At 70.1% G+C, this 11,188-nt stretch carries 8 protein-coding genes and 1 pseudogene; 3 read left to right on the forward strand and 6 right to left on the reverse strand.

Annotation, left to right across the window (positions count from 1 at the left end; all coding sequences use genetic code 11):
* Positions 1-10: 10 nt before the first annotated feature.
* The 3 genes and pseudogenes from QP939_RS34695 to QP939_RS34705 form a co-directional block, all read left to right on the forward strand.
* Positions 11-832 (forward strand): annotated as a pseudogene (locus QP939_RS34695) (universal stress protein); the annotation flags it as partial.
* A 57-nt stretch (positions 833-889) separates the two neighbouring features.
* A complete protein-coding gene (gene tal, locus QP939_RS34700) occupies positions 890-2,020 on the forward strand; it encodes a transaldolase (RefSeq protein WP_285459916.1) in 1,131 nt (376 codons plus the stop codon).
* A gap of 74 nt (positions 2,021-2,094) precedes the next feature.
* On the forward strand, positions 2,095-2,778 hold the full coding sequence (locus QP939_RS34705; RefSeq protein WP_285450533.1) for a helix-turn-helix transcriptional regulator: 684 nt from the start codon (positions 2,095-2,097) through the stop codon (positions 2,776-2,778).
* A gap of 59 nt (positions 2,779-2,837) precedes the next feature.
* Here the strand turns inward: QP939_RS34705 and ctaD are convergent, their stop codons facing one another.
* The 6 genes from ctaD to QP939_RS34735 all read right to left on the reverse strand — a co-directional run bounded on the left by ctaD (position 2,838) and on the right by QP939_RS34735 (position 11,173).
* On the reverse strand, positions 2,838-4,646 hold the full coding sequence (ctaD, locus tag QP939_RS34710; RefSeq protein WP_285450534.1) for an aa3-type cytochrome oxidase subunit I: 1,809 nt from the start codon (positions 4,644-4,646) through the stop codon (positions 2,838-2,840).
* 153 nt (positions 4,647-4,799) lie between these two features.
* On the reverse strand, positions 4,800-5,444 hold the full coding sequence (locus QP939_RS34715; RefSeq protein WP_285450535.1) for a TetR/AcrR family transcriptional regulator: 645 nt from the start codon (positions 5,442-5,444) through the stop codon (positions 4,800-4,802).
* 12 nt (positions 5,445-5,456) lie between these two features.
* Complete coding sequence (locus QP939_RS34720; protein WP_285450536.1) at positions 5,457-6,158, reverse strand: ABC transporter ATP-binding protein; 702 nt, start codon at positions 6,156-6,158, stop codon at positions 5,457-5,459.
* Positions 6,155-7,285, reverse strand: coding sequence for an ABC transporter permease (locus QP939_RS34725; RefSeq protein WP_285450538.1), 1,131 nt, complete (start codon positions 7,283-7,285; stop codon positions 6,155-6,157). The genes QP939_RS34720 and QP939_RS34725 overlap by 4 nt, the downstream gene beginning before the upstream one ends.
* 311 nt (positions 7,286-7,596) lie before the next feature.
* The gene (locus QP939_RS34730; RefSeq protein WP_285450539.1) at positions 7,597-10,335 is read right to left on the reverse strand and encodes an MFS transporter; all 2,739 of its coding nucleotides are present in this window, start codon (positions 10,333-10,335) and stop codon (positions 7,597-7,599) included.
* 97 nt (positions 10,336-10,432) lie between these two features.
* On the reverse strand, positions 10,433-11,173 hold the full coding sequence (locus QP939_RS34735) for a FadR/GntR family transcriptional regulator (protein ID WP_285450540.1): 741 nt from the start codon (positions 11,171-11,173) through the stop codon (positions 10,433-10,435).
* Between the last annotated feature and the right edge of the window lie 15 nt (positions 11,174-11,188).

An 11,188-nucleotide genomic window follows, 5' to 3' on the forward strand; every position in this document is an offset into this window, starting at 1 on the left:
GGCTCGCATCGTGGTCGGCTTCGACGGTTCGCCGTGCAGCATCCAGGCAGCGAACTGGGCCGTGGCCCAGGCAGCGCGCGACCGAAGCGAGGTGGTCCTGTGCCACGTCGGCCGTCACGCGCGCCTGCCCGACCAGCGCGGGGCCGAGGACACCGTGGCCTCAGCGGCCGAACAGCTCCTCGCCCACGGTGCCCGTCATGCGCGGATGCGGGCACCCGGAGTGGACGTGGTACCTGCGGCGGTGTCCGGCCACCCGGCACGCCGGCTCATCGACGCCGCAGCCGACGCCGCGTTGCTCGTGGTCGGCATGCGCGGAGCCGACGGACCACACGAATTCCGCCTGGGCTCGGTCAGCGCCCAGACCGCGCGGCACGCGCACTGCACGGTCGTGGTCGTCCCGGACCTCGGCGACCACATCGACAAGGACCGCCGTAGGGCGGTCGTGGTCGGGGTCGACGGCTCGTCGAGCGCACACCTGGCACTGGCGTTCGCTTTCGAACAGGCCGCCCAGCGCCACGCCGAGCTGCGCGCCATCCACGTGTTCGACGCCGCCACGATCCAGATCATGGCGAACCTCCCGCAAGACGATCTGCGTCGCCTCCATGTGACTGCCGCGGACACGCTGCACGGCCTGCTTTCCGCACACGCCCGGCGCCACCCCGGCGTCCGCGTCAGCTCCGCTGTGCTCTCCGGCGCACCCGCCTCGACCCTGACCGCCGCGGCGGCCGATGCCGAGCTGCTCGTCCTGGGCTCACGAGGTCACGGCGACGTCGCCACGCTCATGCTCGGATCGACCAGCCACACCGTGCTGCACAACGCGACCTGCCCGGTCGCCGTCGTCCGCGGGGGCCACCGGACCCCGTACCCGTCGCCGGATTCGGAGAGTCCCATGGCCGACGCCCTGACCACCTTGACCGAACACGGAGTGTCCCTCTGGCTCGACGACCTCGACCGCGACCGGCTGACCTCGGGCAGCCTGGCCGGCCTGATCGCCCACGATCACGTGGTCGGCGTGACGACGAACCCCACCATCTTCGCCAAAGCGATCACCGGTAGCGACGCTTACGACGACCAGATACGGAGTCTCGCCGTGCGCGGTGTGGACACCGGCGAAGCCCTTCGAGCGCTGACCACCCACGACGTCCGTGACGCCTGTGACGTCCTCCGTCCGGTCTACGACGCAACCGGCGGGGTGGACGGGCGAGTCTCGATCGAGGTCGATCCACGGCTCGCCCACGACCCCGACGCGACCGTCGCCGAAGCCGAAGCCCTGTGGTGGACCATCGACCGCCCCAACCTGTTCATCAAGATCGCCGCCACCCGGCAGGCACTGCCGGCGATCACCACCTGCCTCGCCGAGGGCATCAGCGTCAACGTCACATTGATCTTCTCCCTGCAGCGCTACGACGCGGTGATGAACGCCTTCCTCGACGGCATGGAGCAGGCCCGCCACGCCGGGCACGATCTGTCCCGGATCGCTTCTGTCGCCTCGTTCTTCGTGTCCCGTGTGGACACCGAAGTCGACGCTCGCCTGGACAAGATCGGGACCGCGGCAGCAACACAACTGCGCGGTCGCGCGGCGATCGCCAACGCGCGGCTGGCCTACCAACGCTACGAACGGGTGTTTTCCTCGCCGCGGTGGGAAGCGCTGCGGACTGCCGGGGCCAATCCACAGCGACCACTGTGGGCGTCGACTTCGGTCAAGGATCCCGCCTATGCCGACACCCGCTATGTCGTCGGACTGGTCGCGCCGGGAGTGGTGAACACCATGCCCGAAGCCACCCTGCGCGCGGTCGCCGACCACGGCGAAGTACCGGACGACTCCGTCCGCGACCACTACGACGACGCCCAGCGCGTCCTCGACCGCTTGCAGCAGATCGGCCTCGACTACGACGACGTCGTGCGAACCCTCGAGGACAACGGCGTGGCGGCGTTCGAGACCAGCTGGGATCACCTCACGGACCAGTTGGCGGAGACCATGCGCGCCCACGCGGCGGCCCGGCGTGACAGCCGGACATGAGCACCAGCGACACCAGGTCCGGCTCGAGGGCAAACGCTGGTTTGCACGAATCCACGTGGACTAAAATGACCGGTATGAGTGAACGGCCGTTGACCGATGTCGCCTCGGGTCCCACGCTCGGAGAGAGCCGGGCCCGGGTGCTGGACCTGCTGCGCGCGGCGGACAGTCCCCTCGGTGTGCAGCAGGTCGCCGCGGCGACGAGCCTGCACGCGAACACGGCCCGCTTCCACCTGGACAATCTGGTCGAAACCGGTCTGGCCGAGCGGCAGGTCGAGGACCGCAACCAGCCCGGCCGGCCGCGGATGGTGTACCAGGCGAAGCCGCAGGACACCGCTGCTGGTCAGCGCAGCTACCAACTGCTCGCGACGATGCTGACCACGTTGGTCGCCAGCGAACTTCCGCAGCCGCGGCAGGCCGCCATCGCCGCCGGCCAGGAATGGGGCCGCTACCTGACCGAGCGGCCGACGCCGTTCGAGCGTGTCGACGCCGAGGACGGGATCCGGCGCCTGTCGGCCGTGCTCGCGGACGCCGGCTTCGCGCCGGGCGCCGTGGATGACGCCGAGAGCCCGGTCATCCCGCTGCGACACTGCCCGTTCCGAGAGATCGCTCAGCAGCACCGTGATGTGGTGTGTGCGCTGCACCTGGGACTGATGCAAGGTGTCCTGGCCGAGGTGCGCGCACCTATCGCCGCCGAGCGGCTCGATCCCTTCGTCGAACCGTCCCTGTGCCTGGCCCATCTGACCGTGTCGAGCAGTTGACGGGTTTCCCCCGACTGTCGTCAGGAGCCGGGAAACCCACGCTCGCGAAACCCGGTCGGTTACGGCGCGTCCGAACCGGGGTCGTCGCCGAGGGTGTCGCTGCCATCGGCGTCGCCGGGGGTCACGGCTGAGGCGAACGCTTCCGATGGTGCGTCGGGGGCTTCCGTGGTGGGCACAGTGCGGCCGGTGAACGTGATGTGGTTCTCGGCGCGTAGCCGCTCGATCATGTGCGGGTAGTGCAGTTCGAAAGCCGGGCGTTCGGAACGGATGCGGGGGAGTTCGGTGAAGTTGTGCCGCGGCGGTGGGCAGGTCGTGGCCCACTCGAGGGAGTTGCCGTAGCCCCAGGGATCGTCGACCTCGGCGACCTCGCCATAGCGGTAGCTGCGCACGACGTTCCAGACGAACGGCAGCACCGAGGCGCCCAGTACGTAGGAACTGATGGTGGAGACGGTGTTCAGGGTCGTGAAGCCGTCGGTGGACAGGTAGTCGGCGTAGCGGCGTGGCATGCCCTCGTTGCCCAGCCAGTGCTGGACCAGGAAGGTGCCGTGGAAGCCGAGGAACGTGGTCCAGAAGTGCCATTTGCCGAGGCCCTCGTCGAGCATCCGGCCCGTCATCTTGGGGAACCAGAAGTAGATCCCGGCGTAGGTCGCGAAGACGATCGTGCCGAAGAGCACGTAGTGGAAGTGCGCGACCACGAAGTAGGTGTCGGTGACGTGGAAGTCGATCGCCGGCGACGCGAGCATCACCCCGGTCAGGCCACCGAAGAGGAAGGTCACCATGAACCCGACGCTGAACAGCATCGGCGTCTCGAAACTCAGCTGGCCCTTCCACATCGTGCCGATCCAGTTGAAGAACTTGATCCCTGTCGGGACGGCGATGAGGAAGCTCATCAGGGCGAAGAACGGCAGCAGCACCGCGCCGGTGGCGTACATGTGGTGCGCCCACACGGCCATCGACAGCCCGCCGATGGCGATCGTCGCGAAGATCATGCCCTTGTACCCGTACAACGGTTTCCGGCTGAACACCGGGACGATTTCGGTGACGATGCCGAAGAACGGCAAGGCAACGATGTAGACCTCGGGATGGCCGAAGAACCAGAACAGGTGCTGCCACAGGATCGCGCCGCCGGTCTCCGGGTCGAACACGTGGGCGCCGAGTCTGCGGTCCGCCAACAGGCCGAACAGCGCCGCGGTCAGGATCGGGAACACCACCAGGATCAGGATGCTCGTGACCAGGATGTTCCAGGTGAAGATCGGCATCCGGAACATCGTCATACCGGGCGCGCGCAGGCAAACCACGGTCGTGACCATGTTGACCGCGCCGAGGATGGTGCCCAGGCCCGAGACGACGAGACCGGTGATCCACAGGTCCGCGCCGACACCCGGCGAGTGGATCGCGTCCGAGAGCGGGGTGTAGGCGAACCAGCCGAAGTCGGCAGCGCCACCCGGGGTCAGGAAGCCTGACAGCACGATCAGCCCGCCGAAGAGGTACAGCCAGTACGAGAACGCGTTCAACCGCGGGAACGCCACATCCGGCGCGCCGATCTGCAGCGGCAGGACGTAGTTGGCGAACCCGAACACGATCGGTGTCGCGTACAGCAGCAGCATGATCGTGCCGTGCATGGTGAACATCTGGTTGTACTGCTCCTGCGAGAGGAACTGCAGCCCCGGCCGGGCGAGTTCCGTGCGGAGCAGCATGGCCATGAGCCCGCCGACCATGAAGAACCCGAACGACGTGACCATGTACATGATCCCGATCTGCTTCGGATCCGTCGTCCGCGGCAACCGCAAAAGCGTGGCGCCTTTCCCCACCGCACGCTCCGGACAGGGGCGCGTCTCGATGGGAGCCGGACCTCGCGTCGCGGTCATGTGCACTTCCGTCCTGCGGCTCAGTCCCCCAGCTTGGATCGTTTATACGATTGAGCATAGTGTAAAAAGGGTCGATCGGATACCCTCGACCATGGTCGGTGCTCGGTTCAGGTCGTCGGCGTTGAAGAACTCGAGGCCAACGCCGGATGACGCCTACCGGACCCGCTTGGGCGAAGGCTTTTCCACGCCGGCGCCGCCTTCGCTCCCCGGGAGCTGGAGGTAGGGGCCCAGCAGCCGGCGCAGCAGCGCCAGTGCCGCGTCGAGACGGCGCTGGGCCGTCCGCTTGTTCGGCGACCACAGGTCGCGGCTGGCGCGGACCACCATCGAGCCGACGATGTCCGCCATGACTTCGGGCTGGGGCTCGCCGTGCGCGCGTAGCGCGGCGAGGAGCGGTTCGCGCAGCGACTGGTGGAACTCCGCCATGGGCGCGGCCAGGACGGCCGGGTCCACCACGTTCGTCAAAGCGCGGGCGACGGCCTGTTCCGAACCCGCGAACAGCTCCATGTTCGCGGTGACGTAGGCCCAGACGCGGGCGCCGGGTGTGGGGGCGTCGTCGACGGACTCGACGATCCGGGCCGCCCAGGCGGGGAGGACGTCGGCGATGACCGCGGCCAGAAGATCGTCTCGTGAGGAGAAGTATTCGTAGACGCTGGACCTCGCCAGCCCCGCCCGGGCGCCCACGGCCGCGAGCGAGGGCGACTCGCCGTTCTCGGCGAGCAGGGCCCGGGCGGCGTCCAGGATCGACCGGCGTTGCCGGGCGCGGTGCTCGGCGACGGTGGGTGCCTGGATGCGGGGCATGGCGAACCTCGGTCAGCGGATGGGAACGGTCTGCGGGGCGTACTCGCTCAAGATACCGTCGATCATCGAGAGCACCCGATCGCAGTGGTGCAGCACGTCGTGGTCGTGGGTCACCATCACCGTGGCCACGCCGTGCTCATGGGCCTCGCGGGCGAGCAGGCCGACGATCTCCTGGCTGCGCTGGCTGTCCAACGCCGCGGTGGGCTCGTCGACGAGCAGCAGGCCGGGCCGGGTGACCAGCGCCCGCGCGATGCCGACGCGCTGGCGTTCCCCGCCGGAAAGCTGGTGCGGACGGCGGTCCGCGCGGTGGCTCATGCCGACCTCCGCCAGGAGCGTGGCCGGGTCGCGGCGGTCGCCCCCCTTGCCGAACGTGAGGGGCAGCCGCAGCTGGTCCACGGCTGTCAGCGCGGGCACGAGGTTGCCGGACTGGAAGACGAACCCGAGGTGGTCGCGGCGCAGCCGGGTCAGCCGCCGGGCGTTCAGCCCGGCGAGGTCGACCCCGCCGATCCGCACGCTCCCGCTGGTCGGGGCCACCAAGGCGCCCGCCACCGCGAGGAGGCTGGATTTGCCGGAGCCGGAGGGACCGACGACGGCGACGAACTCGCCGGGCCGGAGCGTGAGATGCACGTCGCCGAGCGCGGTGACCGTCTCGTCGCCGTCCCCGTGCACGAGCGTGACGGAGTCGAGAACGAGGCTGGGTGCCGTGGCGTTCATCGGGATCCTCCCAGTGCGGTCAGCGGGTCGACCCGGGTGATGCGCAGGACGGCGACACCGGCGCCGAGCAGCCCGAGCAGGACGAGTCCGGCGGTGGCGGCGCCGATCGAGGCGAAGTCGAGCGCGAACGGCATCGGCGTGCCCGAGATCGCGGCGCCCGCGGCGACGCCGAGCCCGACCCCGACCGCCGACGCGGCGAGCAGGAGGATCAGCGACTGCGCGAGGGAATCGCGGAGCAGACGGGCCGTGTCGGCGCCCATGGCGCGCAGCACGGCGATCTCGTGCTTGCGCTGGATGGTGACGACGGTGAAGAACGCGCCCACCACCAAGGCGGAGATGGCGTAGAGGAACACCTGGATCAGATCCAGTGTCGAGGTTTCCGCGGAGTACCCGGGCGAAGCACCGAAGGACTCCGTCAACGTCAGTGACCTGGTGCCCGCCGCCTGGTCACCGGCCGTCAGGTCGAGATCGGCTCCCGGCGCGGCGCGCAGGGCGATCGCGGTGGCCTGCTCGTAGGTGTGGGGGAGGGCGGTCTCGCCCTGCCGCACACCGGCGTGGATCTCCTGCCAGGTCCGCAGGTCGAGATAGGCGACGTCGACATGGCCGAAGGTGTGCTGGCCGTCGAGGAAGCCGGCGACCTTCAACGGCGTGCCGAGCTGGTCCACCACGACGGTGTCGCCGACCCGCACACCGGCGTCCTCGGCGGTCTGGCCGAGCAGGATGTCGCCGTGGCCGCCCAGCCGCTCCCCGTTCGTCGCCCGGGGGGCGAGCCAGCTGTCCGGCTCCACGCCGAACAGCGCCAGGTCGATGTCGACGCCGCGGTCGGACTCGGCGTTCACCAGTGTGTTGCCGAAGGGGCTCGCGTCTTCGACGCCCGGGCGTCCCCGCCAGGTCTCGGCGACGGTCACATCCACCGCCGAGCGCGAGAAGGCGCCGTCGGTCGAAGTGCCTTCCTGGAAGGAGAACGCCGATACCGGCAGCTTCTTCAGGCCGGACACACCGTCGTTGACGAGTCCGACCGACAACCCCGACAACAACACCATGAGGATCGCGATGAGCGCGACCACCGAACCCATGAGCGCGAACCGGCCGCGCGCGAAGGCGAGTTCACGTAAGGCGAGGAACACTGCGTCTCCCTTTTTCCGACATCATGTCGGCAAGTATACCGACACGGTGTCGGCAAACTCTGCGGGGTGGAAGACGGGACGCGGCACGGCCCGGACGAACCCGGGCCGCCATCCCGCGGGGCAAGGCTGCCCCGCGGGCGCAGCTTTCGGGTGAATCCGAGTTCCCGCTGCAGAGCCGAGCAGCCGGTCATCAATGGCTGCCATGGCGGTGCCGTATCTCAGCCGCGTGTCGTGTGCTCGATCACGTCGACGTCAGTCCGAAATGGGCCTGCCTCGCCGCGAAGCTGCTCGGCTTCCGGCCGGACGCCGGGTCACGCCGCGGTCTGCTCCTGGCGCGTGCGGCGCGCGAGCGCGACACCCGCCAGGGTCAGCACCCCGCACAAGATCAGCGTCAGCGACAGCGGCGCCGACGAACCGCCGGTCTCACCCACGACCGCGAGCCCGGCGATGGGCAGGATGCCGCCGGCCACGGCCGTGCCGAACGCGATGCACAGGCCGCAGCCCGTGTAGCGGGACGCCACCGGGAACAGATCCGCCATCAGCGACGGGACCGCGCCGTTGAACGCCGCGTAGCAGACGCTGCCCACCAGCATCGCCAGCAGCATCGGGCCGAACGCGCCCGTGTCGACCAGCCAGAACGCCGGGAACGCCCACACCACCAGGAGCACGCCCGACCAGCTGATCAGCCGCTCCCGGCCCCAGCGGTCGGCGCGCGTCGCGCTCAGCACCGTCAGCCCGGCCAGCACCAGCGACGTGATCAGCAGCCCGAGCTGGACGTCCAGCCCGCTCAGCGACGGCACGTACGTTTTCGTGTAGGCCACCAGCCCGGTCATCAGCACGTACAGGAACGAGCACGGGGCCGACCACATCAGCGAACCCGCGATCAGCTCGCGCCAGTGGTCGCGGAACACCGCGCGCACCTTCGGGCGGCGGCCGGTCGTCGCTTCGTGCTTGGCCAGCTCCGCCACGAACTCCGGGGTCTCCTCGAGCCGCTTGCGCAGCACCAGGCCCAGTACCACCAGCAGCGCGCTGGCCAGGAACGGCACCCGCCAGCCCCAGGCGCGGAAGACGTCCGCGCTGACCGCCGTGCTCACCAGCAGGACGACCGCGCTCGCCAGCGCGATGCCGAGCACCGTGCCCAGCTGGACGAACGAGCCGTAGAGCGAGCGGCGTCGCTTCGGCGCGTGCTCGACCGCCACCAGGACCGCGCCGCCCCATTCGCCGCCGACCGCCAGGCCCTGCAGCATCCGGAAGGCGACCAGCAGCACCGGCGCCCACAGCCCGGCCGTGGCGAACGTGGGCAGCAGCCCGATCGCGACGGTCGCGGTGCCCATCAGCAGCATCGAGCCGAGCAACGCCGTGCGGCGGCCGCGGGTGTCGCCCAGCCAGCCGAACAGCAGCGCGCCGAGCGGGCGCATGCCGAACGCCACCGCGTGGGTGCCGAGCGCGGCGAGCGTGCCCATCCACGGGGACGCGGCCGGGAAGAACAGCGGGCCGAACACGAGCGCGGCCATGAACGCGTAGACGATGAAGTCGAAGATCTCCACCAGCGTGCCGATCATCGACGACGTCGCGATGCGGGCGGGGGAGAGGGGCCTGCCGGTCACGACCGGGCGTGCGGGAGCTGTTTCGGGCATGGGGGTACCGCCTCGGGAATTCGCAGGGAGGGAAAGAGAATTCAGGACGCGAGGGCTTCGGCGAACGCACGCGCGTCGCCGGGCTCGCCCAGGGAGAGCACGAGCGGGAGCACGGCGTCCGCGCGCGGTCCCGCGTTGCCGGTGAACTTCTCGCGGATGTCCTCGTGGGACAGCGGCCGCTCGGCGTGGCCGCGGTGGACGGCTTCGCGGCGGGAGAGCTTGCGTCCGTCGTGGAGGTCGATTTCGACGGCCGCCGAATACGCGTGCGGGAACAGGCTTTCCGGGTCGTCGCCGATGTCCACGAGCTGGGCGAAGCTCGAGGATTTCCCGGTCGCCCAAGGCTTCGTCGGTGAACTCGGCCAGTGTCAGCCGGCCGCGCGAGACGCACGCGGCGGCGACGAACGGCAGGCTGAACTTGGCGTCGTAGTCGTCCTGCGGCGCGCGTTTGCGCTCGATTGGGTCGCACACGGCGGCGCCCGGCGTCGGGTGGATGAAGCAGCGGATGCGGGCGACGTCGGCCGCGCCGAAGCCGGCCTCGGCGCGCAGGGCCAGCACCGCGTCGGCGAAGCCGTGCGTGAAGTGGCAGCTGGGGAACGGCTTCACCGCCGTCTCGAGGAGTTCCCAGCGGGTGCCCAGGTCCCGCACCAGCTCGGCGGCGTCCCATTCGCGGCCCTGCAGGTGGGTCGCGTACAGGCCGTGGCGTCCTTCGTAGACCCGCGGGGGACCGGGCCAGTCTTCGGCGGCGAAGGCGACCGCGGTCAGCGCGGAGTTCGCCGCCCAGCCCGGGTGCAGGCGTTTCGTCCACGCGCCTTCGGCGAGGAATTCCAGGATGCCCGACGCCATCGAGCCCACGATCTCCTGCGCGGCGGTGATGCCGTCGGCGTCCAGGCCGGACAGCTTCGCGGCCGCCACCGCCGAGCCGAACGCGCCCGCGACGCCGGTGGGGTGGAAGCCGACCGTGTGGAAGCCGCCGCGCGAGACCTGGCCGACGCGCGCGCTGATCTCGACGCCCAGGATGTAGGCCAGGAGCAGGTCTTCGGTGGATCGGCCGTGCTGGACCGCGGCGGCGAGTGCGGTGGGCAGCGCGCTCGCGGAGACGTGGGTGACCGAACCGCTGTGCGTGTCGTCGAAGTCGAGTCCGTGCACCAGCACCGCGTTGAGCATCGCCGCTTCCCGCGGGGCCAGCCGGTCGGGCAGCCCGAGCACCGGCTGGTCACCGGTGCCGAACCGAGCCAGGGCTCGCCGTGCCCGCCGGGTGAACTCGTGGTCGCCCGCGGCGAGCGCGACGCCGACCGCGTCGAGGATCAGGTGGCGGGCCCGGTCGACCACGTCGGGGGGCACGTCGCCGAGCCGGACCCGCGCGGCGAACTCGCCGACGGTCCGGGCGAGGGGCTCGGTTGAAGCGGGGGACACGGCTCCTCCAAGGGACTCGGCGTTGATGACCCACGGGCCGCCGGAGCGTCCCGCGGGGTAAGTCTGCAAGTGCACGAGCCGAGACGCAAGGAAAAGTTCAGACGTTTTCTTCTTCGGGTTTCATCCGCTCGTAGAACGGGCGTAGCGCGACGAGGTGCTCGCGGGTCAGGCGCTCGGCCGCCTCGCCGTCGCCCGCGGCCACGGCGGCGTAGATCCCCTCGTGGTGGGTGTCGATTTCGGCCCAGCGCGACGCCAGGATCCGTTCGCGGTGCAACCGGGAGCGCAGCACGACGTTGACGGGCTGGCACATCAGCCGCAGCAGCGGGTTTCCGGTGATGGACACGAGCGTGGTGTGGAAGTCCCAGTGCAGGGCGAAGCCCTTGTCGGGGTCGAGCTGCGTGGTCTGCTCCATGGTCCGCCGCAGGCTCTGGAGGTCGACTTCGCCGGCGCGTTCGGCGGCCAGCCGCGCGGCGGGCGGCTCGATCATCAGCCGGGCTTCGATGAGGTTGTCCACGCTCAGGTTGTTGGCGTTGACCAGCAGGCCCAGCGTGCCGCCGAGGTTTTCGGCGACTGCTCCGGCGTCCGGCGCGGCCACGAAACTGCCGCCGGTGACGCCGCGGGTGGTGTCGATGAGCTGCTGGCTCGCGAGCAGGCGCAGGGCTTCGCGGACGGTGCTGCGGCTGACGCCGAAGAGGGTGCACAGCTCGGCTTCGCTCGGCAGTCGCGTGCCGGTGGGCAGTGCGCCGCCGATGATCTGCTCCCGCAGCTGGTTCGCGACCTGCACGTACGCGGCCTGTACGCGCTTCACGCGGAGCCCGGAGGCGGTTTCGTCCTTCATCCGGCCAGCCTAGGG

It is taken from the genome of Amycolatopsis nalaikhensis (genome assembly GCF_030264295.1).
In the GTDB taxonomy this organism is placed as follows: Bacteria; Actinomycetota; Actinomycetes; order Mycobacteriales; family Pseudonocardiaceae; genus Amycolatopsis; species Amycolatopsis nalaikhensis.

What these genes read in the sequence shown, in the direction of transcription:
- tal (WP_285459916.1), top strand. Translation starts at nt 890, where the DNA reads ATGGCCGACGCCCTGACCACCTTGACCGAACACGGAGTGTCCCTCTGG.
- QP939_RS34705 (WP_285450533.1), top strand. Translation starts at nt 2,095, where the DNA reads ATGAGTGAACGGCCGTTGACCGATGTCGCCTCGGGTCCCACGCTCGGA.
- ctaD (WP_285450534.1), bottom strand. Translation starts at nt 4,646, where the DNA reads ATGACCGCGACGCGAGGTCCGGCTCCCATCGAGACGCGCCCCTGTCCG.
- QP939_RS34715 (WP_285450535.1), bottom strand. Translation starts at nt 5,444, where the DNA reads ATGCCCCGCATCCAGGCACCCACCGTCGCCGAGCACCGCGCCCGGCAA.
- QP939_RS34720 (WP_285450536.1), bottom strand. Translation starts at nt 6,158, where the DNA reads ATGAACGCCACGGCACCCAGCCTCGTTCTCGACTCCGTCACGCTCGTG.
- QP939_RS34735 (WP_285450540.1), bottom strand. Translation starts at nt 11,173, where the DNA reads ATGAAGGACGAAACCGCCTCCGGGCTCCGCGTGAAGCGCGTACAGGCC.